The sequence below is a fragment of the Pseudomonas sp. UYIF39 genome, from assembly GCF_029963765.1.
In the GTDB taxonomy this organism is placed as follows: Bacteria; Pseudomonadota; Gammaproteobacteria; order Pseudomonadales; family Pseudomonadaceae; genus Aquipseudomonas.
Genome location: NZ_JALBYU010000027.1, coordinates 57,850 through 82,228 on the forward strand (window position 1 = coordinate 57,850; position 24,379 = coordinate 82,228).

The window sequence follows — 24,379 nt, forward strand, 5'->3', positions numbered from 1 at the left end:
AAATCTCCCAACAGGGGCCGGTCTTGATGATGCCGTCTGATGACTGAGCAATTTAATTGACTGCTTTTGGCCGATTATTGCCCTTGACGAGAGGCAGAAAACGGCCAAAAGCGGACGGTCATACCCACCACCTGTTTGAGCCAGGAATGTCTTCAATAAGACACAAAAGGAAACTCTCACTTAGGCTGCATGGGCTAAGAATGGGAGAAAAACAACTCCAGTTCTTTCGCTAGCTCGTAGGGAGCTTCTTCTGCCATGTGATGCCCGCTATCAATCGCTGCGCCAGTAACAGCCAGCGCCGCCCATGGCTGCCACACCGCTGTTACATCGCCATAGAGCTCCCGCAGGTCATCCTTTCCAGACCAGACCACATGCACCGGGCATTGAAGTTTGCGCCCGGCTTTTTTGTCTTCCCGATCATGAAGGTGGTCGAGCTGGATGCCAGCGCGATAATCTCCGAGCATCCCTTTGACCGTTTCGGGATCATGGATCGCAGCTAGGAAATCTTCATAGTTCTCGTCGCCCATGGACTCCTTCGATCCTCCGTACCAGGCCTTAGGGTCTGCAAGGATCGCACGCTCTGGTTTGCCGTGCTGTGCGAAGAAAAACCAATGCCACCAATGTTCTGCGAACTGTGCATCACACCGCTCCAATGCTTCCAGGATCGGCACCCCATCAAGCATCGCTAGCTTTATGACTCTAGAGGGATGATCCATGGCAGCCCGAAAGGCTGTATAGCTTCCCCGGTCATGACCGGCCAAATGAAATTTATTGAACCCAAGGCAATCCATGAGTGCGATGCAATCGCGAGCTTTGGCTCTCTTCGAAGAAGCTTCATAGTCGAAGGGACTAGCTGGTTTGCTTGATTTGCCGAAGCCCCTTAGATCGGGGCATACCACTGTAAAGGATCGAGCAAGGAGCGGCGCAACCTTATGCCAGGTCGTATGCGTGCGAGGGTGACCGTGAAGCAAAAGCAAAGGTGGGCCGGAACCACCATATCTCACCCGAAGCGTTGCTTCCGGCAACTCAATCATTTCCAACTTGAAGTTTTCGAACATTCTGCTGTTCCTGCTGAAGGCCGAGGGCTTCGCGTCGAAGGCGAGTACAGCATTAGGAGCCTACGCGCGTTGTACGCAAGCTGCCTTCGAGGGTATCGCTCGCCGATCAGGGTCAACGTTTGGCCGGGTGTCAACGGTTCATTAAAATAGCAGCGTAGTCGAACGACTCCATTTTCGAGCAGAGTCAGCTTTTGTAGGCGTAGGTAAAATCATAGCTGGCGACGGGTGAGTATTGGTAAGAGATCGAGCACATATCATTGTCCGCTCTGGGTCCAGGCTGTGTGAAAACGCGCTAAATACCTCGAAAACTGAGAGTCGCGAGGGTTGCCTATGGAATCAGCGGGCGGAAGCGCGAATTAGCTTAGTCAGTGACATAGTCGTTCGTAATGCCGTTTTGGGCGCGTCCGCGCCCCAAACGGCTTCTAACTGGCGGGCCAAGCGGCTGGGTTCACGCCCTGATCGCCTCAAGCAGTCCTGCGATGCCGAAGATGCTCATCATTCGTTTGAGGTTGTAGGCGAGCACATGAAGGCTCATCTCAGTGCTCACCCTCGGCAGGGTTTTGGTCAGGAAGTGGGTACTTCCCATCCAGTACTTGAGCGTTCCGAAAGGATGTTCAACAGTCTGTCGACGAACCCTCATCATCGCTGGATCATGTTCTAGCCGAACCTGCATCGCGTCGACTACAGCCTCATGTTCCTAGCGCTTCACACGGCGCTCCTTACCCGTCGTACATTGCTTTTGCATTGAGCAGGACGGGCAGCCCGAGAAGTAGTAACAATGCAATAACATGCCGTCTTCCATTGACGAATGCCGCCTGGTTAGTAACTGCCTCGCAGGGCATCGATACTCGTCCGACGCCGCAAGATAGATGAAGTCCTGCTTACCAAATCGGCCTTCGGCTTTGCTGCCAGATGTGAGGGGTTTCGGTACGAAGGTAGTGATGCCGGCTTGCTCGCAAGCAAGGATTTCAGACCTTTGTAATAGCCTCGGTCGGCCACCACCGTTAGAGATTCAGCCTCGATTTCTTCACGCGCTTGGTTCGCCATATTGCTCAGTTGCCCACGATCATTACCAACGTTGGTCACCTCATGGGCAACGATCAGATGGTGTTTGTCGTCGACAGCTGTTTGTACGTTGTAGCCAACCGTTCCGGTGCCTCGGCCGCTCGTAGCCATTAAGCGTGCATCTGGGTCTGTGAGGGAGATCTGCTGGTCTGGACTTTCGTGGAGCTGCGCCTCGATGTCCTTAAGTTTCTGCATCTGCTTTTTCAGTGTTTCTATCTTTTCTTTAAGCCGCTCTGCTTTGGCCTCGGCCACTTCGGGCGTTGCCCGATCCGCCGAATCCATCGCCGCCAGATATCGATCAATGCTCTGCTCGATCTGCTGCATGCGTGCCTTCACCTTGCCCTGAGTGAAGTTGCGGTCGCGATTATTGACGGCTTTGAATTTGCTGCCGTCGATGGCGATGATCGATTGGGAGAAGAGATTGAGGTTGCGACAAAGAACTACGAACTGGCGGCATACGCTGCGAATGGCTTTGCCGTTGTCTTTGCGAAAGTCGGCAATGGTTTTGAAGTCCGGAGCCAAACGCCCCGTTAGCCACATTAACTCGACGTTGCGCTCGGCCTCACGCTCAAGCCGGTGGCTGGACTGAATCCGATTGAGATAGCCGTAGATATAGATCTTTAGCAAGACCGCTGGATGATAGGCCGGACGACCCGTTGCAGCAGGATCAACACCTTCAAACCCAAGTGCCCCCAAGTCGAGTTCATCGACGAAAACGTCGACCACTCGGACTGGATTTTCTTCGGTTACGTAATCGTCCAGGCACTCCGGCAGCAGAGTCACTTGCGTCCGGGCCTCGCCTTCAATGAATCGCTTCATGATCGCCCCCCGATACGATCTAGACGATCAGAAGCTTAGATCATCCTCGCTGTATTTCGGCTTTTGGCCTTAAAGCTAAGCTCGCTTTTCATCTGGATTGAGGACATTGCCGGTGGGGATTGGACAGAAATTGGCGAGCTGGGGAACAATGGATTTACCCATGCAATTGACTGCCGCAAAGTATTTACGGCCGCTTGAATGGGACAACCTTGCATGACATTCGCAACAATACTCGTCGTGGTATTGGCCATCAGGTTTGAAAAATAGTTTGGCCTCGTTGAGGTCGGTTATTAAAAATCCTTCAGATTTCAAAATTTGTTCAAAACGATCACGTAATGAAGAGAGGGCGGTGGGAAGATGGGGATGACTGCGAAGCTCCTTCGGGTATGGGGTCGCACTCAGTAGATCCACCGTCGCGATAGGCTCCCCGGTTACTTTGAGCGCTTGCAACAGATGTGGGTGTACGTACGACAGACCGCTGGCAGCGTGATGCGCAATACTTTGACAGACACTACTGAGGCGGCGAAGGGAAGGCATTCATTCTTCCTGATTTGGTTTGCGAGCTGCGTCGAGCTGCTGGATTCCTAGAGACCATATGGTGCCTCAAAACCTGGACAAATGCCCCCATGGCCGAATCGTTATAAAAATGTGTTTTCACACAGCCTGGACCCAAAGCGGACATCGGCGGGACATTCCGATTAGCTGAATTGACGCTCATACAGGGTGACCTGCTCAGGAAACAGCTCGCAATAGAGATGATGTGGAATGCCGAAAATGTTCACTTCGATGCACGGCGGCGGGAGTTCTTCGGAGTAATCCAGGATGGCCAAACCCGCACATGGAATTACCAGATCCGCTTCGGTCTGAACAGAAAGATCCAGAACGGTCTGGTCGTGATGGTTCGTGGAGCACTGATTCTGGATAGCTGCGTACCCATCGGCAGGTTCGAATTGGCCGAAAGCAACGCCCATCGGAGGATCTCCGTAATCGAGCGCCGAGTAGCCCACTAAAACCAATCCGCTATAAATTGAGAATCGCATCATGAGACTGCCTGTTTTTTTTCATGCATTGGATCTAGCCGCGGTATATCACTCGGCTAGTCCTTAAGCGAGGGCGAAGCAGTTGAGCGACTGCAATTGGCCGATTCTGTTGAAAAAGTCGGTCCGCCCAAACGACCTGATCATTGCCTGGTGAAAACGCCTTTTTTCACGCTGCTACGTGAAATCTGAGTCCCGATGCCTCTGCCGAGAGTAAAGATTTCAATCTCGGACGCATACTTTTCTGCCGCGGAAACCATGGCCGACTTTTTCAACAGAATCGGCCGATTGCTGCCTATTAAGTGAAGCGGTTGAAAGGAAAGTTTAGCAATAGCCTCGTGTTACAAACTTTGGCTTCCCACACATCATTCACCGGCTGAATCGATCAGTCCCTTTTAACCATTGCAATAGGTGGGCGGCACGGTAGAGGCAGCAATGTCCCACGTAAGCATTATCTGGGTGATGGCCGCATCAATGACCCCATGCTGCGTGTTATCCCGAGCAAGGATGGAAATACCCTGCAAGAAACTGTCGAACACCGTAGCCATCGCGGGCGCGTAAATATTGCCCGGCAACTGACCGGCACTGACACCCCGCTCAACACACGCCAAAATCCCCGCGCGAGTGCGGGCGCGAGATTGGGTCAGGGCATCGACCACCCGAGCATTCTCTGGGCTGGGCGCGCTCATCATGCCGAGGGTCACCATGCAGCCCTTGGGATGGCCTTCTTCACACTGCATGCGCGCCGACTGGCGCAGCGCGGTCTCGATGGCCTGGCGTGGCGGCAGGCTCTCGTCCCACAGGCATTCGGTGACCTGGGCGAAGGTCGCCAGGTAACGCTGCACGCACTCATCAAACAACGCTTCCTTGGAACCGAACGCCGCGTAAAAGCTCGGCGCGGAGATCCCGCCACCGAGTCCGGCTTTCAACTGAGCGAGGGAGGTCGCGTCGTAGCCGTGTTGCCAAAACAGGTGCAAGGCCTGTTCCACGGCGTGGTCGCGGTCGAAGGTGCGGGGGCGGCCCATTTGTGCCATTTCAAGGCTCCTCTGAATGACGAGATAAATACTAGTCGATACATAAGTCGTTGACAACGAGCGCTGGCTGCCCTCAACATCTGTATCGATCAGTATTTAAATCTGAAGTCTTCGCTCAAGGAGTCTCCCATGACACCCTCAATCACCTTATCGGCAGCGCCCGACCGCCTGCCCATCGGCGCGTTGCTTGCTCTGGCCATGACCGGCTTCATCTGCATCGTCACCGAAACCCTGCCCGCTGGCCTGCTGCCGCTGATCAGTGAAGGCCTGGTGATTTCCCCCTCCATGGCCGGCCAGATGGTCACCGCTTACGCTCTGGGCTCGGTGCTGGCGGTCATCCCCATGACCATCGCAACCCGCGGCTGGCGCCGCCGTAACGTGCTGCTGCTGACCATCGTCGGTTTCTTGCTGTTCAATTCCATCACCGCGCTGTCATCCCATTACGGCGTGACTCTGGTGGCGCGCTTCTTCGCCGGTGTCGCGGCGGGGTTGGCCTGGAGCCTGCTGGCCGGCTACGCACGTCGCATGGTTGCGCCCCATCAACAGGGCAAGGCGCTGGCGCTGGCCATGGTCGGCACACCGATTGCTCTGTCCCTAGGCGTGCCCCTCGGCACTTGGCTGGGCGGCCTCGTGGGTTGGCGCACCACCTTTGGCATCATGTCGGCCCTGACCCTGGTGCTGATCGCCTGGGTCCTGGTGAAAGTCCCTGACTACCCACCCCAAGCTGCGCACCAGCGCATGTCGCTGCGCACCGTGCTGACCACGCCGGGCGTACGGCCTGTGCTAGCGGTGGTGATCAGCTGGATGCTGGCACACAACATTCTCTACACCTACATCGCACCGTTTGTGGCGCCGGCGGGGTTGGGGGATCAAGTGGATTTGGTGTTGTTGGTGTTTGGTATTGCGGCGTTGGTGGGGATTTGGGTGACTGCCAAATTGGTTGAGCCATTGTTGCGCAAGACTGTGTTGGTGAGCTTGGCAGCGTTTGCGGCGGTTTGCGTGATGTTAGGTTTTTTGGGTAGCGTGCCTGATGTGATCTACATCGGTGTGGCGGTTTGGGGGTTGAGCTTCGGTGGGGCGGCGACGTTGCTGCAAACGGCACTGGCGGATGCGGCCGGGGATGGGGCGGATGTGGCGTTGTCGTTGAATGTGGTGGCCTGGAATAGCGCGATTGCGGGGAGTGGGGTGGTGGGTGGGGTGTTGCTGGATAGGTGGGGCGTCGCCTCTTTTCCATGGGCAATGGTGGTGTTGGTGGGTGTGGGGTTTGCAATTGTCTGGAGCGCTCGGGTTCACGGCTTCAAATCGGGCCCGCGTGCGGCTGGCAGGCCTGCGGTTGCGGGGCACTGAACCACATGAAAAAGCGGCTATCTGATGGGGCGGCCTTAAATCGATAGCATCTTTTGATCGATTTCTGACATCTGTGAAGGGTCGTTATCGACCCATTGCAGTCAATCACCTCAAACGTCTGTCCAGAGTGCTTATGAAACCAGCCGAAATTCGGTAATTAACAGTTCGCGAGGTGATGGTGGGGTATATTCACCTGATACGTTACTAAAAATATATTAGGTAGAAACAGATCATGGCGGTGACACGGCGATTAGTTTTCGTTATTTTTTTAGCTTTAGGCGTGGTCCCATTGTTTTATTTGCTTTCTCCAGAGACAGCTTCACCGGTTGTCGCAGTGGATAGACGATGTGACGCTGCAAGTTTTCAACTTACAGTGCCTTCATCAGTATGTACGTGGATAAAGCGTACTAAATCCAGTGTTGTTACATTCGGTGTTGAGCTGACAGATATGCGAATAGTCCAGCCAGACATAGTCCGCGGTTCCCATATGATTGTGCGAATAATACCTGTTGAAACTCCGAGTGCTCGGGGGCAAACAGCGCTAAAAGGGCTTGAGCCCACGTCTGTGACGGCAGGCCGAAGCGTATACAAGTATCTAGACGGGACCGTTTACCTGCTTCAGGGCATTGACGGAGCGTCCGTTTACATCAGTCGAGGGCTGACGACTTTTGAAGCCGACCGCCTCTACGGAAAAACGATTGAAGTGCGTTACCAATATGATGGCCAACGGGATGACTTTGAGGCGCTGGATACTCAAGTAGTTGAGGTTTTGAAGCGGGTCGATCTTCAGCAAGAGCCTTCTATGTGATGTGAAGAACTTGCTAAAGGATTTCTTTGGCATGCCACAACTTTCTTGTTTGAATGACCGCTTTTGGCCGATTCTGTTGAAAAAGTCGGTCATTCAAAGCTGCCTGATCATTGACCGGTGAAAACGCCTTTTTTACACGCTGCTACGTGAAATCTGCGTCTGGAAACCGCTGCGGAAAGTAAAGATTTCAATCTCGGGCGCGTACTTTTCAGCTGCGGAAACCATGGCCGACTTTTTCAACAGAATCGGCCGATCACTGCCGATGATGTTTGCTAAAGGTAGGGGGCAAACCCGATGCAAATGCAAATGTCCGGTTAGGTCGATTACAAATGGTCAAGTCAGCGCAATCACCCAGGTGTCAGCGGATCTGAAGAAGTGGCTCCAGTCAGCCGCGAGATGATCTAGGCTTCCCGCATTATCAATCAAGGACGATAGCCATGTCAGTTAACTCAGAAGCCAAGATCGCCACGGCGGACGCGCTTACATTGCTCCTGCATAACCAGCACGCCCTAGCCGCCGCTATAGAAAAGGTCACCAAGTGGCTCTCTGAAAATGGTGTGGGAAATGTTGCCGCTAACGCGATGACAGCCATGGAAACGCTGGATACGAATGCTCAAGGGATCACTGACGCAATCATGCGACTACGCCTTTGATCGCTGACAGCCAGAGAGTAGCAACCTACAATCTGTCCCGCTCGCCCAGTTTTGGCAGTGCCCGTCTTCGCTGGATGTCGACTTAGGTGCTGGGTGGGCAACTATCTTACTTTCTCAGGCTGGTCCACAGATCGCCCCCCCGCCCTTAGTGACCGCTAAAGCGGCAGAGCTAGGGACTGGAAAAATCGAACGGGGTGAGCCGGGGAGCTACTTGAGTACCCCAGACTTTCCTACAGCGACAAGCAACGCCAATGCAGCGAATAACCCTATAACAGTCCATTGCAAGGCTACGAGCTTGCGTCTGAGTGGCGCGGGAAAATTGTTTACATCTTCGGCATTGATGCTGCCGCGCCTCAGATAAAAGCCGGGAAACGTAATGAACCCAGAAACCCCACCAACCAGTAACAACTTACCCCAAGGGCCGCCATGCCTTAGCGAAGCCATACTCATGACTGAAGAGCTGTTTTTGAGACATCCAAGCATCACGTCCATTTTGGTGTAAGCCATGTACAACGCAACCCCGATCCAAATGAACATGCAAACAATCACTAAGCCGCAGAGGCCGCCAACAACAAGTTCAGCGGTGTTCATTTCGCAATCTCGTAAATCACTTCGCCAGTCATTTCACCGCCCAGTCCTCCAAGAGTGCCAGCAGCATAAGAGCCCACAGCAACCGCTACAATACCGCACGCCAGTGTTGCTAAGCCGCCCGTTGGGACGCCTAGTCCAACACAGAGTCCACCGACTACCGGAGCTGTTAAGGCTGCACCCGCTGCTGCCCCACCTACAACTCCACCGGCAAAGCTGCCAGTCTCAGTGTATTTGATTCGGGCACATGCCTCGGTGTTTCCGGCTGTACACACGTCTTGGACTTTCATGTAAGACGCTCCACCACCAACGGCAGTGCCAATCCAGCCACCGTATTTGATGACTTTTGCCGCTTCGGCCACACCTTGAAAGTGCGTGGCGTATCCCGGTATTTGTCCCGGTGCACCCGCCTTGGTCCATTGGTGAACCAAGCTTCGACTAGAGATTCCCAGTGCACTTTTCAAGTCGGGATGATCCGGGAAGCCAATGCCCTTACGGGTCATGGAAGTCAGCTGCGTATTGAGTTGTGCAAGCAAGCGTTTGCGTTCAGCAAAAAATTCCGGCGAGCGCAAATTGCCGTCGGCCTGAAAAGACCGTTGGTGTAGTAATTCAATATCACGCAGAACGTTTTTCACGTCTTCTAGATTCTTGGCGAACATGGATTGGCCAATGCCAATGGAGGTCGAGCCTTGAGCCAAAAATGTTTCGATTTCGTCACGGTGTCGGTGCAGGAAGCTGGCATCTTCGGCACTAAGGGGCCCGAGTGCATCATTGACCTTGCTCGCCGCTTCCATCAAGACGGCTTCTTCTCGGGTGCATTGCAGGTTTTTCGGGTCACTCAGTGCGACAAGATGACCGGGTTTGGCACCGTTCGATAGTTGTGGATTGAGCGTACGAAACTTATCCAAGACTGCTTGAGTTGGTTTCTCGAACAGCGACGCTTCCAGTGCATCACGAGACATGGACTGTTGGACGATATGGAAGTCGGGTTCAGCCTCTTGTGAAGTGCTGGAAGCTGGCTTTTCTGTCGTAGCTGTTTTCTCCGTTGTAGGGCCTACCAGAGCATTTGCAGCAACGGCCTTCTCTGTCAACTTAGGATCAGCCAGCAGGGTAGCCATACGTTCATCATCTACAGAGCCATCAGGACGTATTGCCCCAAGAACAGCAAAGTTGATGATTGATGCACCGGGAGCAGCCCCCATAACAAAACCACCGCCGACATCACCTGATCCGGTGATGATAGTTCCACCATGGCTGGTAGGGCTGCCCAAGTGAGCCATAGGACGGCCATTTACCTGGATGGAGGGGAACCCGGTGGTAATAACTGCACCACAACCACAGGTATCGCCAACACGGGCAGAGCCCACGAAGTTGATATTGGTATCAGCAGAAGCAGATGCTATTGGAGTTGTGCCGTGTCCCGGTAATGGGCAGACATGCTTGTCACCCAATCGAGCAGAGGAAATCATTCATCGTCCTTGTGTCGAGCATAAAAAATGCCTCCGTCAGTGGAGGCGAAAAGCGTTTGTATGCGCCGCAAGACTACCGCATGTGATGGTGAGTGGTCTGTAGGAAAAATCTGAACTTTTGTCACTCGCTCGCCCGAGACCTAAGCCTGCCGCCCTTTACTGCTTTCATGTTGGTTCTCACGGTTGTAGAGATTTGGAAAGCCAGTCCACGATAGGTACGACCAGCGATATCACGATAGCCAAGGTTGATAGCAGCCTGCTGGGCTTTGCTGCTTTCTTCTTCAAGCCCAGCCAGAACAGACGCCATCAGAGGGAAGTTGATGCAGTGTCTGTCTCCCGCTAATGCCAGCGTGAAAAACGCTACCTTGCTGCCATCATCTCTGTTGTAACCATACTTTTCTTGCAGGTGGTAGTAGAGCCTTCCGAATACAATATCTCCATCAACCTTTAGCTTACGGGCGATCAGCTTGCAGTCGATGGGGAGGTACGGTTTGGAAACCCTTTTGTTTTCCGCACCGAGGGTGAAGGTTTCGATATTCCTTGTAGTACATCTTGTAGATGGTGTTGAGAATCTACCGGTCTGATGGGTGATTTCATGCCGGGCTGCCTTCAGGGATTGTGTGATGAGCAGCTTTGGTCACTGGACTGATATCCATCCGGTGCTCTGGTAGGTAGCCCACACGTGCAGCGTCTCGGACTGGAGCTGGACAAGACGAATACAGCCTCTGTACGCTCGTAGGATTTATGAGTGGCCTGTGTCACCCGCTGATATTCGAGAAAGAGCTTTTTACGGCTATAGGGGCGATCGTATACGCGCTTGATGCCGACCCATTCTGAGTCGGAATTCGACCGACTCTCCAGATACCCTATCTGATATTCCCAGCCACAGATTCACGACCGATATTCGCCAGGGCCAGTGTCGATTTTGAAAAAAGTTGAATGTGCACTGAATGAAAATCAAGCCCCAAAGGACGGATCCAGAGAATTTCGATACGCCGTATCCGATGGCGCGATAAGTAGTCGAAAAAGTGGCCGAGTGCTACCATTCACGATCTCTTGGGACTTTTACAATCATAAGGATTTGTCGAATGACGTACCTTCGCTTGCTTTTAGCTTCAGCCGTGATTGCTCTTTGCACTGGCTGTGCTTCGCCCGCTCAAATTTCCGGCATGTCAGTATCTGCCGATCAAGCAAAGGCAAGCACCTATGACTCCCAGCTACGAAACAATGTCCGGCTTTCTGAGGTGAATGGCGGAGATAAAACCAATCCTCTATGGACTTCGGAAATCGACAGCCCTGACTTCGGCGCTGCACTCAAGCAATCGCTCGCTAATGCTAATTTGCTTGGCGACGAATCAGCCTCCTATGCTCTACGTGCCAATCTGCTGCGCGTTGACCAGCCTATATTCGGACTGGATTTTGAGGTCACCAGCGAAGTGGAATACACGTTGATAAAATCAAGAACCAACAAGGTCGTTCTGCGTGAAATTATCCGAACCCCTTTTACTGCTGGCATGGGCGATTCTGTTATAGGAATCAAGCGCCTACGATTGGCCAATGAGGGATCCGCTCGGGTAAACATCATTGCTATGCTCAAGCGCCTCAGTGATCTCAAAATCGAAGCCAAACAAGTTTCGTTAAAGGACTGAGTCTCTGACTGTAGTGTAGTACGACGACAGTTCAGAGAGTAAAAGCAGCTTCTGTACGCTCGCGGGAAGTCGTGTAAGCTTATTAGCCGCCTTTGGGGCGGCTTTTGGGTGGCCCACGATATTTTGAATTCGTAGCTGCTGACAGCGAGGTGGCACGGCAATGGCATTAAGGACCGATCCAGCCTGAGTGGGGATTTTGCCGTTCTACCAGTCAACCCTCTGATATTACCGCCTAGGAAACGAAGGTGATTTTCACCAAGGGCAGGTGCATAAATTGAAAAGTTTGGGTGTTGCGAAATTGCACTCAACTTGACCAGCAAGCTTAGTCACCATGATCGGTAGAGAGCTGCCCATTGCTGCCGGCGGCCACAGGCAGAAATCGGCCAGAAGCAGACATTCACCTGCCAATTTTATGTCCTGCTCCAGACTGCTGGACTTTCCCCTATATTAACTATCATTCAAATAAGTTTGGTCGCAGTAGCGATCCAAACTAAATCGTCATATTTATGAAGTCATATGCAAACGAGTTGCCATATTGAGAAATCGCTTCATCCACACATCTATGATATCGATCTGGTTAATGCCAAAATAAAAACAAGAATCACACATGAATAGCGCACTAATTAAAAGTTGATTGACTTTTTACTCCAACTTACCATTCGTCGTCATACAGAAAAAAAATTCAACTTTTTCGAAAGCGGATGACTCCCACTAATACAGCCATCACGGCGGTGGGTACATTTTCCTGATTGATTGACGATTGCTGATAGGAGATAGTAATGAACTACGAAGATCGCGATACCTATGGCATGTACAAAACCAACCTCCTACGAGATGCCGGCTCCGAGGAACAGGGGCCTGGCCCCGACCTGATGGGGGCAGACACACTCATTGGAAATGATGTTTATAACCATAATGAAGAAGACTTGGGGGATATTAAGGAAATCATGCTGGATGTTCGCAGCGGTAGAGTGAGTTATGCCGTTCTATCCTTTGGTGGCTTTCTTGGCATGGGAGAAAAATTGTTTGCGGTACCTTGGAATGCATTGACACTCGATACAGTAAATAAGCGCTTTGTACTAAGCGTAGAGAAAGAGCGCTTGGAAAATGCACCAGGTTTTGACAAGGACAATTGGCCTAATATGGCCAACGAATCTTGGGCAACAGAAATCCATTCTTTCTATGGAACTAAACCCTACGATACTGTTCGGAGATAAAGTATCGACAAATGTCCATATCCGAAACGAAGAGTGATGCGCGCCGAGCAAACAACGGCGCGCATTGCGGTTAAAAAAGGTTTGTCGAAGCAACAGCCAAACTGGGTAGCTATAACTGCTAGGCATGAGGCAGAGAACGGCCAATAGCGGACGTTCGACCAAGTACTGCTTCTGGCCGATTCTTGCCTGTCATGAGGGGCAGAAAACGACCGAGGCTGTGTAAAAACGTTTTTCAGCGCGACAGGTACTCAAAACCAGACTGGAAATCGCGCTTCTACGCAAAATCCACATCTACTGACGTGCCGATAAATTTCAGATTTAACGTAGATGCGCACACTTCAATTTTGGCGACGCGTTTTTACACACTCTGGACCCAAAGCAGCCCTCCATAACAGGTAGCCTCCCGACCTAACGTAGCCGCCAGTGCTAACAGTGCTAAATGACTTTTTACGATGGCCCGCAGCCTAGATCTGGCCGCCAGCTCCATCCGTACTACTAGATGCCTTTAGCGCGTTTAGGTTTGTGGGATGCCAACCACTCTTTCTGCTCAGCGTCGATGAAGCTGCCGAAGATGCGAAACATAGACGTCAGGCATGGCCACTTCTCCTTTGAATTAGGAAAGCGTAGCAGCCAAAAAAATGGCCCGCATGCGGGCGGGCCAAACGGGAATTCTTCAAAGGAGCAGGGGTAATCTGCGCTCCATTCTGTGAGCATTGCGTGAAAAGCATGTCGCCGAAACGAAAGCATTCGGTCGAAGCAAACACACTACTTTTGCTGATGCAGGTATTTCTGAATTGCATCAATTTCAAGTTTGCTTGGCTTTACACCGTTGTCAGATTTGAAGCTAGCGCTAGCCCAATGCGGCATTGGCGCCTTCAGAGGCTTCCCATGGTCGTCGATACCGCTCAGCACGGCTCGCTCAAATACTTTTGATTTCCACTCACTGGCATCTCCGGCCAGCTTAGGTGCCGATCCTCCCGTGCCTCGAGGCCCGTGACAAACAATGCAGTTATCTTGAAAAAGTGTTTCTCCATCTGGCGGTGATGCCATTGCCGATGAGCAGGTGAGTAGGGCTACGAACGTCAGAAATGCGCATTTCATTTTAGGCTCCTGGCGACCCAACGATGACGTGAGCTGCTTAGGGACGCTAAGTGAGAGCGTAGCAGGAGGCGAATGACGATGGGCGAGAGGACTTCAGATAGCGAATCCCGACGCTGGGCCGGACTGCTTTCTCATGCGTGCTGGATTAGCTTGATCTGCCGCTGGACTGCGGTAAGCGACTCGCCAGCCTCCTTGACGGCTGATCTTATCTCATTCTTGGAAACCACAAATTTTTTGTGCCCAGTACTTAAGCTCGCTACCGTCCTTAACGTGAACTCTGATCTCGTCTGTGCCGCAAATGTGTTTGCGCTGCTCCATAGGGCTCTCCGTGTCTTGTTCATGGTGTGAGGCGATTAAAGGATTTTAGGTATTCGGCGCGTGTTCGCGCCGCTTAGCTATCCAGTCGTGAAGATCTGCAGAAAAAGCGGCCCATTTGGGTCGCTGGAGTTTTAGTGATTGACTGCTTCTGGCCGAGGCTGTGTAAAAACGTTTTTGATCGTAATAGGTGGCTGGATTGGACACAAAAATTGCGCTCCTACGCAAATTTCAGGTCTGCTGAGTTGCCGAGTGCCAGCAATCCTAGAGCTCCACTTTGTTGTTCGCGGACTGCGTCAAAAACTCGGTGATCAGTGACGTAACCTGCTGTTGGATCACCTCGCGCGGGCGAGCATTGTCGCCATCCCCGCAAATGATGCCATCGCCAGGAATGTCCTCTTCGAGCAATGCCACTGCACCTGGTTTGCAAATCGGCAAGAAGCTGAAATGGCTGGCGTCACTGATCTCGACATAACGGCTGGACGCTTGGGGCAGACGTGTGGCCAGGTTGGCGGACTCCAACTGAGCAGGCAGTTCCACCGATGGTGCGCCGGCAGCGATAACTAGCACCGGCACCGGCAGTGCCGCAAGGCTCTCATCGGTCATCCCGCGCGAGAGTCCCAGGTCCAAAGAAACCACAGCGGTGACGCGTTGATCGCGCAAATCGCCGGCCAGACCAGCCTTTAATGCCGGAGTACTCTCAGGGTTGATCTTTTGATAATTGGTGCAACTGGATAACTGCGGATGGAGTTTGCAGTCACGGGCAAACAGGGCCGGGTCGAAACGAGCACCGGCGATCTCCATTGCAGTCCAGCCGCCGAGTGAATGGCCCACTACAGCAATTTGACGCTTTGCGACCACGCCAAATTTTTCAGGTTGAGTGGTGACCGCCTCAATGGCCCGATGCAGGTCAATGGGCCGCTGCCATAACTGCGCCGCCGCTTGCGGGCTGCGATCATGGGTCGTGGTGCCGGGGTGGTTGACCGCTGCGACAATGTAACCCTTATGGGCCAATGCACTCGCCAACCAGTTCTGATTGTTCCAATTGCCTCTGAATCCATGGGAGAGCACCACCAATGGGTGCTCTCCAGCAGAGGGTGGCGCGTTGCGAACCGCAGAAGCACCGACAAACACCACATCGTCGCCGATCAACTGTGGGGTGACGGCCGTTGTACTGGGATACCAGACGACCATCTCCAGCGGACGCTCATTGTGTGGGTCCGGCAGGGCGGAGGATTGGAAGCCGACAGAGTTGACTTCAGCGAGAGCGCTGGTCGTCAGACAGGTTGCAAGCAGGGCGCCTAGAGCTGTTTTCAATGGGGTTGTCTTCCTTGATTTAGATAGAGGTTCAGAACCTGAAACCCACCGATAGCGTGCATCACATCTCGTAAATTATAGAAATCCAGCGCCGTGAGCAGGTGAATCTGCACCGACATTAAAGCCGATACTCCGACTGACGCATTGACCGGTCAGCAGCCGGGCTTTCGGGGCAAGTCCGAAGGGCCGCTATTGGCCGATTCTGTTGAAAAAGTCGGTCATCCAAAGCTGCCTGATCATTGACCGGTGAAAACGCCTTTTTTACACGCTGCTACGTGAAATCTGCTTCTGGAAACCTCTGCTAAAAGTAAAGATTTCAATCTCGGACGCGTACTTTTCAACTGCGGAAACCATGGCCGACTTTTTCAACAGAATCGGCCAGAGGCGGTGGTTCAGACGAGCCTAGGAAAACCGACAAGGAGACACGAAGCTCAAATGGACTTCATTTTAGATTTGGTAGTTCATCGCATTGGCGTTTATGTGCTGGGCTTGGTGAGTGGCGGCCGTTTCAAGGGAGAGAGTGGTTTTGCCTGGGGCAGGGCAGTCGCCGTCGGCGGCCTGATTCTACTTTCTCCATTCGCAGCTTTCATAACCTGGCTCATCTACACCAGTGGCCCTTAAACTGACGTCTGCTATGGGTCCAGGCTGTGTAAAAACGCAGGCACCGTTTTGAAGTCTGCGTTGCTACGTAAAATCTGTCAGTGCTTGGTTAATCAGCAGACTTGAATTTTGCGTAGGAACGCGATATTCGTTCTGGTATTCACCGTAAAATCTGCTCTAAAACGTTTTCACACAGCTTGGGTCGACTGCTGCCCGTGGCGTTGGGATGCAATCGGCGCAAAGTAGGCTCACCGTTCCAAAGCACGGTGCATTTAGGCGCCAGGTGCAGCAAATGCTCTACTGGAGATAGAAATAGAATTGCCGTCAGGGTCTCTAGCATTGGCAAAGGAATAGCCGTCCGCCCTGTGCGTAGCTCCAAATTTCAGGCCTTGTGCCATACACTGTTCTTTGAAACTCTCGACGTCCTTGATATCAAAGACAAGCTTGACTGTAACTTGTCCTGTTTTAACGCTTTTCGCTGCCTGATGAGCCATCAGAATTGCCCCGCCGTTTGCAGATTTCAATTCGACGACGCGATCATCGGCATGTCTTTCACTGGCAAAGCCGAAATGACGCTCATAAAAATTGCAGGTAGCTTGGACGTCTCTCACATACAGCATTATCCGATTAAGTAACGGTTCCATATTTTCTTCCCTGATTTCTGCTGACGATGAGATTTGAGAACCAGCGCATCTTCGGTGCTTGCCGTTCGATTGTCGAGTGGCTGCTTCTGGCCGAGGCTGTGTAAAAACGTTTTTCAGCGCGACAGGTACTCAAAACCAGACTGGAAATCGCGCTTCTACGCAAAATCCACATCTGCTGACGTGCCGATAAATTTCAGATTTAACGTAGATGCGCACACTTCAATTTTGGCGACGCGTTTTTACACACTCTGGGCCGATTTCTGCCTGTCGCCACAGTCAGCTTTGGGTTGATCCAAGTCATACAGCCGCCAATCATCCGCCCCGTGAAAGGCTTCGTTGGAAACCTTTTCTGATAGCGCTGAAAGGCGCACGTGTCAGTAAGACGCGTGCACGGGCTTACCCTTATGGTTCTAACATGACGTCCGGGCGACCAGCGTCATATTCGTCGAAGATCAGCGCCATGGGCCGGCAGTGCCCAGGGCAGGATGCCTTCCTAGAATTCACAAGTTCGGTATGTGCTGCGGGCAAGATGAGGGCTTAGTTAACCATCACCTCGTCCAGTGCCTGCTCGAGGGTGCTGACCGTGCGCTCGATATTGTGGAGCTTTTCGAGTCCGAACAGACCGATGCGGAAGGTCTGGAAGTCGGCCGGCTCGTCGCATTGCAACGGCACTCCGGCGGCGATCTGCAGGCCGTGGCTGGCAAATTTCTTACCGCTCTTGATGTCGGCATCATCGGTGTAGCTCACCACTACGCCAGGGGCCTGAAAGCCGGCTGCGGCCACGCTTTTGATGCCTTTGCCGGTTAACATTGCGCGCACCCGATCGCCCAGAGCCTGTTGTTCGCCGCGGACCTTGTCGAAGCCGTAGGCTTGCGTCTCTTTCATCACTTCGTTAAATCGCGCGAGGGAATCGCTGGGCATGGTCGCATGGTAGGCATGTCCGCCCTGTTCGTAGGCCTGCATGATCTGAAGCCACTTTTTCAGGTCGCAGGCGAAGCTGCTGCTATGCGTCTGTTCGATGCGCTCGAGGGCCAAAGAACTGAGCATCACCAGGGCGCAGCAAGGGGAGGCGCTCCAGCCTTTCTGCGGTGCGCTGATCAGCAGGTCGACTGCGCATTTCTGCATATCAACCCAAAGCGTGCCTGAGGCGATGCAGTCCAGCACGAACAGGCCACCCACCGCATGCACGGCGTCGCCGACGGCCCGCAGGTACTCGTCGGGCAGGATAATCCCTGATGAGGTTTCAACGTGGGGGGCGAAGACAATCTGCGGCTTCTGCGCCTGAATGGCTGCCAGCACTTCGTCCAGAGGGGGTGGGGCGTAGGCAGACTGGCGACCAGTGTCGACTGGTCGGGCTTTCAGCACCGTGGTGGCCGCTGGGATGTTGCCCATCTCAAGGATCTGGCTCCAGCGATAACTGAACCAGCCGTTGCGTATCACCAGGCATTGCTGGTCGGTGGCAAACTGTCGCGCCACCGCTTCCATGCCAAATGTGCCGCTACCCGGGACCACCGCAACAGCCTGGGCGTTGTAGACCTGTTTCAAGGTCCTGGAAATGTTCTTCATCACGGCTTGAAATGACTGCGACATGTGGTTGAGCGAGCGGTCGGTGTAAACCACTGAGTACTCGACCAGCCCCTCAGGATCGATACTGGGATATAGCTTTGACATGGGATGACTCCTTTGGCAGAGATGTCAGTGGTATCGACCCTGCCCTAAGCCTTGGCAAATGACAAGATTGCTCGGGATTGATTTGCGACTTCTGTCGAGAGGCTGGCATCACCTGTGGGCCGCAACTGGTTCTAACTGCGCAGATTGCGCACAAGAAATACAACGGTAAAAAGCAGGCAATTACCTATGACGAGCAAAATGGTGCAACTGCCCCCAGTCCGGTTGGTCGACAACGATGGCGCAACGCGGCAATCAGGTTACGTCTAGTCTGTCCACTGACTGCTTCTGGCCGATTTCTGTCTGTCGTCACCGTCTATTGGATTGGCTGTTGCACAAAAAATACGGCACACCTCTGGAACCATCTTGAGGGTGTTCAACTCGTACTGCGTTTTTTGCACCACAATGACACCAGAATGCCTGTGGCAATCGACACCAGTGGAATGCTTGAAGCAACGCCCAGTGTTGGGAACACCAACAGTATTTGCGAGTCGTTACCGCCGAGCATCATCGAAGCCCCAATCCCCATCAAAATACCCGCCAACAAATGAACGCCAGCCTTTGATGGGGTAAAGGCCTCGAAACGGAACGTTTTCCTGTACAGGGTAAAACTCAGCATGCCTGCCAGCAACATAACAAACACCGCAATACGCCGGGCGCTGATCGCCATATCGGCTTGCCAGAACATCTGCGAAACATTGTAAAAGAACACACTAGGTGTCCATAACGGCTCGAACGTATAGAGCGCACTCGTCAACGCACCCAGCAGCATACTGGAGAGCACCAGGTGTTTATTACCATGTATGCCGACCAAAAATATCAGCACCAGCGCCACTACACCGATCAACAGCCAGTAATGGCGGCTGGAAATTTCCGGCATCAGAATGGTCTTCTGTTCGGGCATCATGCGCATGTAATACCAGAGCACGATCCCCAGGACCCAACCGATCATCGTGAACAGTTTATTGAAATTGCCACAGGCAAACCTGGTCAGCGTGCCTACGCTGCAACCGTTGTTCAGCACCGATGCCACCCCGAACAACAAGCCTCCCGAAACCAGCAAAGGATAGGAAATACCAGGCGAGTACAGCGGCAGGCTGACCTCGGAGAAACGATAGAGCGGAGCCAGCATCAACCCGAACAATCCACACGATGTCAATGCCACAAACAACGTCGGGCGCCCCGCCAGCAATTGTTCGCTCGCTTTGACAAGACACATACCCATGCGCTGCGAAACCCAGCCAATCAGGAACGCTAATACCAACGCCATCAGTAAAGAGAAAACCATGTTCGTGCGCCACTGCTGATTTGGATGGACCGGGCCTCACTAGGCATTAGCGTAGCTCTCGATCAGGCTACCTGTGTATCTGACACAGCCGATTGCTGCCAGTCGCCGATCGGCAACGTCACGATTTCGCTGTTGAAAAGTTGGGGATGGGGCCTGCGCAGTATTAATGCCCGGGCATTGGACTGCTTGGGCGTTTTACATTGCGTTTTCGCCTTACCGAGTCAGGGCTCGTAATGCGGCTCGGTTGCGGCAACCGGGGCGTACGCAGTAACAGGCTGATTTCTTCTGCGCTGACCGCTCTGCTGAAAAAGTGGCCCTGGATTTCATCGCAGCCGTTTTCACGCAGGAAGGTTTGCTGCTCTTCGGTTTCGACGCCTTCGGCAATCACCTTGAGGTTCAGTTTGTGCCCCAACGAAATCACCGCGGTGGCGATGGCTTTGTCGTTCTCGTTGTCGGGCAGATCGCGCACGAAAGACTGGTCGATCTTGAGTCTCGCGATCGGAAAGCTTTTCAATGCTGCAAGGCTGGAGTAGCCGGTGCCGAAGTCGTCGATCGAGAGACTGATCCCCATTGATTGCAGTTCCTTCATTTTGCTGATGGCTTGCTGAAGGTCTTGCATGATCAGACTTTCGGTCAGCTCGAGCTCAAGGTACATCGGGTCCAGTCCGGTTTCTTGCAAGGCATGCATCACCCGGTCAATAAGGTCCCTTTCGATGAACTGGCGAGCTGAAATATTCACCGACATGGTGATCGGCGGCCAGCCCGCATCCTGCCAGTCCTTGTTCTGTCTGCACGCGGTATGAATCACCCAGTCGCCGATGGGCACGATCAACCCGGTCTCTTCAGCCTGCGGAATGAATTTGATTGGAGACACCATGCCGAGCTCGGGGTGCTGCCAGCGGATCAGCGCTTCTACGCCGATAATCTGACCTGACTGCAAATCCACCTGTGGCTGGTACAGCAGCAGGAACTCGTCATGGTTGAGTGCGTTGCGAAGCCCGTCTTGCATGGCGAGCTTGCCCTGAACCTTGTTATTCATCTCGCTCGTATAGAACTGGTAACTGTTGCGACCCAGCTCCTTGGCCCGGTACATGGCGGCGTCCGCGTTGCTGAGCAACGTGTCGGTATCGCTGCCGTCGGCAGGGTAGGTGGCCAACCCCATGCTGCAGGTTACGTGGAGTGTATGTCCGCTGAGCTGAATCGGCCGCAGGATGGCTTCCTGGATTTTGTGCAGGGCTGGAGTAACGCCGTCGAGGTCTGAGGGCTGGTCGAACAGGATGATCACAAACTCGTCGCCACCCAGTCGCACGACGGTGTCGGTGCGGCGTACACACTCCAGCATGCGCTGGGCGACGGTTTTCAGCAGTTCGTCTCCAGCACTGTGCCCAAGGCTGTCATTCACCAGTTTGAATTTGTCCAGATCGAGAAACACCACCGTCACCAGGCGGCTGTAGCGCTGAGCGTAAAGTATTGCCTGCTTGAGACGGTCTTCGAGCAGTGTGCGATTCGGCAGCCCGGTCAGTGCGTCATGGTCGCCCATATAGCGAATGCGCTTTTCGGTCAGTTGGCGTTCTATCGCAATGCCGGCAAGAGGTGTCGCCATGTCGATCAGTCGCGTCTCTGTCGAGCTGGGGCTACGTACGGTGTTGGAATACAAGGCAAACGTACCCAATACCTTTCGCTCATGGGACAGAATCGGCGTCGACCAGCAGGCGCGAAATCCATAGGGCGCAGCGGCTGAACGGTACTCCTCCCACAGCGGATCCAGCTCGATGTCCGTGACGATGACCGGTTCTCGTCGATACACCGCGGTGCCGCATGAACCAACGCTCGGACCGATCGCAATCCCGTCAATGAGCTGGTTATAGGCTTTCGGCAAACTGGGGGCCGCCCCGTGCAGCAGGTGCTTGCCATCCTCATCCAGCAGCAGGATGGACACCATCATCCCCTCCAGCTGGGACTCCACCAGGTGAGCCAGGCTGTCTAGGACTTCTGCAAGCTCGGTGCTCCTGGCGATCAGCTCCAGGACATGACCTTGTCCGGCACGGATGACGGCTTCTTGCTCCAATCGGCTGTTTTGCAGGGCGAGCCGCTCTGTAGCGATACTCAATTGGACCGTTCTTTTTTCCAGCTGAAGTCGGTCTTTGAGGAATTGATTCACCGCGCGAGCCATGTTGCCGATCTCGTCCTTCCCATCTTCCGCCATCATCAAATGCGTTTTGTCAGTGTGTTCCTGACGCAATTGCCGGCTTATTTCATTCAGACGCACGAGCACATGACGGCCCATGAAGACCCGGGTCACGAACCAGGCGAACAGCAGGCTGGCGCCCAACATGATCAGCACCCATTGCTGGCTACGATTTGAGGCCTGGACCAGGCGCTGCAGGGCTTCGCGATAGTCTTCGGTGTAAGCACTGGATTGCGCACGGGCCACCGCGACCAGAACCCCAGCCTCATTCTTCAGTTCCTCATTGAAGCGCTGTATGACGCTGTGCTGATTAATGAGCCTCAGGCGCAGGGAGAAGAGATCGGGCGTCTCCACATCAGCGTCGGGTAACTTGCCTGTGGAGCGTGACAGGCGCTCATATCGGATCCGCAGCCGTTGCACGGCATCACTGTCAACAGCCTGCGGCAGATCGAAAAGTAACACCGCCAGTTCCAGGCTGGCCCGGGTCTGAGTCGCGGTTAACCAAGCAGTGTGATCCTCCATGGTTTGCCCGAAGGTGACCTCGGTTTGCAGCAGACTTTCTCGCAGCTGCGCAACGATGTTGGCGGTATTGCGGAACATCTGACTCGACTGATGCATGTCGAGTATCGCCACGCCACTGTTCGCGGCAGTCAGCTGCTGCACCAGTTGATCAAGGGCTTCAAGCTGTTCGACGGTCGCTGCATAGCTTGAACGCAGGGTGTCGGGGGAGCGGGTAGTCAGAAGCTGATCGGTCTGGCGTTCGATCAACAAGGTACGCTGCAGCATGTCTTGCCCATTTTGCATGCGGACCAGTCGCTCATCCGTCAGCTGGCGGGTGGCGCTGTTTGACGTGCGCAAGGCGTAGACCGCAGTTGCACCACTCGCCAGAATCAGCAGCGCCAGCGTCAGAAACGCCAGTGTGAACTGTGCGCGTAGCGATTGCGGCAATAGCTGGCGTCCGAGCCGGGAAATAACGTCCAATATCAGGGATTCCATTGGTGGCGATAGATGTCTCGATAGCCATTGTCAGGGTCGTACTGGAATTTCTTCCCGCCGTCGAAGGCGATATTGTCGGCATTGACCAGGTGAATCGGCGCGACGAAGCCGCTCACCGGCTGACCTGCAAACAGCCGGTTCAATTCATCCATCACTTGCCAACCATGCAGGTTGAGCGGCTCGGCCACGGTGACGGTCTGGTAGGTTTTTGCCTGTATGCGCAAGAAAGCCGAAGCGCTGCCATCACCGGCAGACAACAGACTGATGCCGTCGCTGGGTATTGCGGCGTTGGTCAATGAGGCAATCGAGTAGTCGAAATAGATATCGTTGATTGCCAGCGTGTGGGTCCAGCGCTTGCCATAGCGCTGAAGCAGCTCCTTGGTGATCGCTGGCATCTTCTCGCCACTTTCGGAGATCGCAACATCGCGTACTTCCAGCAACGTACATTCCCGACAGGCCCGAATGACGTTTTCCATGGCCTTGGCTTTCGCCATGGCGATGCTGTACTTGGAGTCGGTCAGGATGACCACGCCGGCGTGTCCGTTTGACTGTGCCACTGCCGCCATGGCCGTGAGGCGAGCCACTTCGAGCGGGTCGGTCGTGACGTTCATGGCCACCGGCGTGCCGTCAATCGGCCCGGGTCGTGCCCCGGCGTGCCAGCCAACCACCGGCACATCCCTGTTGGCGAAGAGGATCAGCGCCGCCTTGTTCTCAAGGGCATCGGAGCCGCACAGAATGAGGCCGTCGGGTTTCGCTGCGAGGGCATCGGAAAAGGCCTTCGCGCGCCCGGCCGATGATCCAGCGCCATCGAATATCTTCAGCGTCCAGCCCATCGCCTTGGCTGCCTCGCGAGCGCCCTGCGCGACACCGACAATTCCTCCGTTACGCAAATCTTCTGCGACAAAGGCGATGCTCTTGCCCCGCAAAGCTTTCGGGCCGGATTCAGGGCCGCTCCAGCGAACGGCTTCGAGGGTGGCCCTGGAAACGATTTCCTGCGCTTGAATCACCGTAACCGTGGGGTTTTCGACACCCGCTGCGGTTGGCAGGTTCTGGCCGAATCCGGGAGTTGCCGTGAAAAGACAGAAAACCGTAATTGAAGCCATCCAGCGTAGCCGGGGCCTGATCAGACAGGTTCGATCACCGCCTGTGATGCCGGGTCTGGAGCCGATGGCGCGATCATAGTCTGGCATGGCGTCCCTTTTTGCCAAGAGTGCAGCGTTCACTGTCCGAAAGGATAGTCGGTTCTGCTGTCATCCGGTCTTTTGTGGGTAATGTGCGCGAACTTCAGTCCTGAACATTCAGGAAATGGGACAGGGTCCATGGCACAAAACAAGGGACGAAGGCCAATTGCATCGTTGACTACATTGAGTGGTTTTACAAGGCTTAGGCTGTTGCATAAACACCCAAAACTTGATCTGTAGCAGCTGTCGAGCTTGCGAGGCTGCGTTCGGCTGCGAAGCAGTCGTAAAACCTGAGCTTGCGGTCTTCCTGAAACACCGCATTGTCTGATTTCACGAG

At 53.8% G+C, this 24,379-nt stretch carries 20 protein-coding genes and 1 pseudogene; 5 read left to right on the forward strand and 16 right to left on the reverse strand.

All coding sequences use genetic code 11. The features are described from left to right. Nucleotides 1-194 precede the first annotated feature (194 nt). From MO767_RS26315 to MO767_RS26335, 5 genes and pseudogenes are all read right to left on the reverse strand, one after another. On the reverse strand, nt 195-1,058 hold the full coding sequence (locus MO767_RS26315; protein WP_282482919.1) for an alpha/beta hydrolase: 864 nt from the start codon (nt 1,056-1,058) through the stop codon (nt 195-197). A gap of 448 nt (nt 1,059-1,506) precedes the next feature. Further along, nucleotides 1,507-2,942: pseudogene (locus tag MO767_RS26320) on the reverse strand (IS1182 family transposase). Between the two features lie 75 nt (nt 2,943-3,017). Next, a complete protein-coding gene (locus MO767_RS26325; RefSeq protein ID WP_282482920.1) occupies nt 3,018-3,479 on the reverse strand; it encodes a hypothetical protein in 462 nt (153 codons plus the stop codon). 161 nt (nt 3,480-3,640) lie between these two features. Further along, on the reverse strand, nt 3,641-3,913 hold the full coding sequence (locus tag MO767_RS26330; RefSeq protein ID WP_282482921.1) for a hypothetical protein: 273 nt from the start codon (nt 3,911-3,913) through the stop codon (nt 3,641-3,643). 461 nt (nt 3,914-4,374) lie between these two features. Beyond that, a complete protein-coding gene (locus MO767_RS26335) occupies nt 4,375-5,013 on the reverse strand; it encodes a TetR/AcrR family transcriptional regulator (protein WP_282482922.1) in 639 nt (212 codons plus the stop codon). A gap of 129 nt (nt 5,014-5,142) precedes the next feature. Here MO767_RS26335 and MO767_RS26340 point away from each other — a divergent pair, with 129 nt between their 5' ends. Continuing rightward, complete coding sequence (locus tag MO767_RS26340; protein WP_282482923.1) at nt 5,143-6,360, forward strand: MFS transporter; 1,218 nt, start codon at nt 5,143-5,145, stop codon at nt 6,358-6,360. Between the two features lie 595 nt (nt 6,361-6,955). Here the strand turns inward: MO767_RS26340 and MO767_RS26345 are convergent. Then, entirely contained in the window at nt 6,956-7,261 is a 306-nt protein-coding gene (locus MO767_RS26345) for a hypothetical protein (RefSeq protein WP_282482924.1), read from the reverse strand. Between the two features lie 344 nt (nt 7,262-7,605). Here MO767_RS26345 and MO767_RS26350 point away from each other — a divergent pair, with 344 nt between their 5' ends. Next, nucleotides 7,606-7,821, forward strand: coding sequence for a hypothetical protein (locus MO767_RS26350; RefSeq protein ID WP_282482925.1), 216 nt, complete (start codon nt 7,606-7,608; stop codon nt 7,819-7,821). A gap of 207 nt (nt 7,822-8,028) precedes the next feature. Here MO767_RS26350 and MO767_RS26355 read toward each other — a convergent pair whose 3' ends face one another. Both MO767_RS26355 and MO767_RS26360 read right to left on the reverse strand, forming a co-directional pair. Further along, the gene (locus tag MO767_RS26355; RefSeq protein WP_282482926.1) at nt 8,029-8,412 is read right to left on the reverse strand and encodes a hypothetical protein; all 384 of its coding nucleotides are present in this window, start codon (nt 8,410-8,412) and stop codon (nt 8,029-8,031) included. Then, complete coding sequence (locus MO767_RS26360) at nt 8,409-9,878, reverse strand: PAAR domain-containing protein (RefSeq protein ID WP_282482927.1); 1,470 nt, start codon at nt 9,876-9,878, stop codon at nt 8,409-8,411. The genes MO767_RS26355 and MO767_RS26360 overlap by 4 nt, the downstream gene beginning before the upstream one ends. Before the next feature lie 1,088 nt (nt 9,879-10,966). Here MO767_RS26360 and MO767_RS26365 point away from each other — a divergent pair. After that, on the forward strand, nt 10,967-11,527 hold the full coding sequence (locus MO767_RS26365) for a hypothetical protein (RefSeq protein ID WP_282482928.1): 561 nt from the start codon (nt 10,967-10,969) through the stop codon (nt 11,525-11,527). Between the two features lie 779 nt (nt 11,528-12,306). Beyond that, nucleotides 12,307-12,744: a PRC-barrel domain-containing protein gene (locus MO767_RS26370; protein WP_282482929.1), complete on the forward strand. Its 438-nt coding sequence runs from the start codon at nt 12,307-12,309 to the stop codon at nt 12,742-12,744. Nucleotides 12,745-13,509: 765 nt separating this feature from the next. On the opposite strand, the gene MO767_RS26375 is transcribed toward MO767_RS26370, so the two are convergent. Both MO767_RS26375 and MO767_RS26380 read right to left on the reverse strand, forming a co-directional pair. Continuing rightward, nucleotides 13,510-13,845, reverse strand: coding sequence for a cytochrome c (locus MO767_RS26375; RefSeq protein WP_282482930.1), 336 nt, complete (start codon nt 13,843-13,845; stop codon nt 13,510-13,512). A 579-nt stretch (nt 13,846-14,424) separates the two neighbouring features. Then, nucleotides 14,425-15,477, reverse strand: a complete 1,053-nt coding sequence (locus tag MO767_RS26380) for an alpha/beta fold hydrolase (protein ID WP_282482931.1) — start codon at nt 15,475-15,477, stop codon at nt 14,425-14,427. Between the two features lie 435 nt (nt 15,478-15,912). Between MO767_RS26380 and MO767_RS26385 the strand changes: the two genes are divergently transcribed. Beyond that, on the forward strand, nt 15,913-16,098 hold the full coding sequence (locus MO767_RS26385) for a hypothetical protein (protein WP_282482932.1): 186 nt from the start codon (nt 15,913-15,915) through the stop codon (nt 16,096-16,098). Nucleotides 16,099-16,349: 251 nt separating this feature from the next. On the opposite strand, the gene MO767_RS26390 is transcribed toward MO767_RS26385, so the two are convergent. The 6 genes from MO767_RS26390 to MO767_RS26415 form a co-directional block, all read right to left on the reverse strand. Beyond that, a complete protein-coding gene (locus tag MO767_RS26390) occupies nt 16,350-16,721 on the reverse strand; it encodes a VOC family protein (RefSeq protein WP_282482933.1) in 372 nt (123 codons plus the stop codon). A 537-nt stretch (nt 16,722-17,258) separates the two neighbouring features. After that, the gene (locus tag MO767_RS26395; protein ID WP_282482934.1) at nt 17,259-18,392 is read right to left on the reverse strand and encodes an aminotransferase class V-fold PLP-dependent enzyme; all 1,134 of its coding nucleotides are present in this window, start codon (nt 18,390-18,392) and stop codon (nt 17,259-17,261) included. Nucleotides 18,393-18,655: 263 nt separating this feature from the next. Continuing rightward, on the reverse strand, nt 18,656-18,754 hold the full coding sequence (locus MO767_RS26400) for a hypothetical protein (RefSeq protein ID WP_282482938.1): 99 nt from the start codon (nt 18,752-18,754) through the stop codon (nt 18,656-18,658). 11 nt (nt 18,755-18,765) lie between these two features. Continuing rightward, nucleotides 18,766-19,677 carry a YeeE/YedE thiosulfate transporter family protein gene (locus tag MO767_RS26405; protein ID WP_282482935.1) on the reverse strand — a complete coding sequence of 304 codons (912 nt, stop codon included), beginning with the start codon at nt 19,675-19,677 and terminating at the stop codon, nt 18,766-18,768. Between the two features lie 163 nt (nt 19,678-19,840). After that, complete coding sequence (locus MO767_RS26410) at nt 19,841-22,861, reverse strand: EAL domain-containing protein (RefSeq protein WP_282482936.1); 3,021 nt, start codon at nt 22,859-22,861, stop codon at nt 19,841-19,843. Continuing rightward, on the reverse strand, nt 22,849-23,868 hold the full coding sequence (locus tag MO767_RS26415; protein WP_282482939.1) for a substrate-binding domain-containing protein: 1,020 nt from the start codon (nt 23,866-23,868) through the stop codon (nt 22,849-22,851). Before MO767_RS26415 ends, MO767_RS26410 begins: the two co-directional genes overlap by 13 nt. Between the last annotated feature and the right edge of the window lie 511 nt (nt 23,869-24,379).

Excerpts from the sequence above, each read along its gene's own strand:
- MO767_RS26315 (WP_282482919.1), bottom strand. The coding sequence starts at position 1,058 with ATGTTCGAAAACTTCAAGTTGGAAATGATTGAGTTGCCGGAAGCAACG.
- MO767_RS26325 (WP_282482920.1), bottom strand. The coding sequence starts at position 3,479 with ATGCCTTCCCTTCGCCGCCTCAGTAGTGTCTGTCAAAGTATTGCGCAT.
- MO767_RS26330 (WP_282482921.1), bottom strand. The coding sequence starts at position 3,913 with ATGGGCGTTGCTTTCGGCCAATTCGAACCTGCCGATGGGTACGCAGCT.
- MO767_RS26335 (WP_282482922.1), bottom strand. The coding sequence starts at position 5,013 with ATGGCACAAATGGGCCGCCCCCGCACCTTCGACCGCGACCACGCCGTG.
- MO767_RS26340 (WP_282482923.1), top strand. The coding sequence starts at position 5,143 with ATGACACCCTCAATCACCTTATCGGCAGCGCCCGACCGCCTGCCCATC.
- MO767_RS26345 (WP_282482924.1), bottom strand. The coding sequence starts at position 7,261 with ATGACCGACTTTTTCAACAGAATCGGCCAAAAGCGGTCATTCAAACAA.
- MO767_RS26350 (WP_282482925.1), top strand. The coding sequence starts at position 7,606 with ATGTCAGTTAACTCAGAAGCCAAGATCGCCACGGCGGACGCGCTTACA.
- MO767_RS26355 (WP_282482926.1), bottom strand. The coding sequence starts at position 8,412 with ATGAACACCGCTGAACTTGTTGTTGGCGGCCTCTGCGGCTTAGTGATT.
- MO767_RS26360 (WP_282482927.1), bottom strand. The coding sequence starts at position 9,878 with ATGATTTCCTCTGCTCGATTGGGTGACAAGCATGTCTGCCCATTACCG.
- MO767_RS26365 (WP_282482928.1), top strand. The coding sequence starts at position 10,967 with ATGACGTACCTTCGCTTGCTTTTAGCTTCAGCCGTGATTGCTCTTTGC.
- MO767_RS26370 (WP_282482929.1), top strand. The coding sequence starts at position 12,307 with ATGAACTACGAAGATCGCGATACCTATGGCATGTACAAAACCAACCTC.
- MO767_RS26375 (WP_282482930.1), bottom strand. The coding sequence starts at position 13,845 with ATGAAATGCGCATTTCTGACGTTCGTAGCCCTACTCACCTGCTCATCG.
- MO767_RS26385 (WP_282482932.1), top strand. The coding sequence starts at position 15,913 with ATGGACTTCATTTTAGATTTGGTAGTTCATCGCATTGGCGTTTATGTG.
- MO767_RS26390 (WP_282482933.1), bottom strand. The coding sequence starts at position 16,721 with ATGGAACCGTTACTTAATCGGATAATGCTGTATGTGAGAGACGTCCAA.
- MO767_RS26395 (WP_282482934.1), bottom strand. The coding sequence starts at position 18,392 with ATGTCAAAGCTATATCCCAGTATCGATCCTGAGGGGCTGGTCGAGTAC.
- MO767_RS26400 (WP_282482938.1), bottom strand. The coding sequence starts at position 18,754 with ATGGTTCCAGAGGTGTGCCGTATTTTTTGTGCAACAGCCAATCCAATA.
- MO767_RS26405 (WP_282482935.1), bottom strand. The coding sequence starts at position 19,677 with ATGGTTTTCTCTTTACTGATGGCGTTGGTATTAGCGTTCCTGATTGGC.
- MO767_RS26410 (WP_282482936.1), bottom strand. The coding sequence starts at position 22,861 with ATGGAATCCCTGATATTGGACGTTATTTCCCGGCTCGGACGCCAGCTA.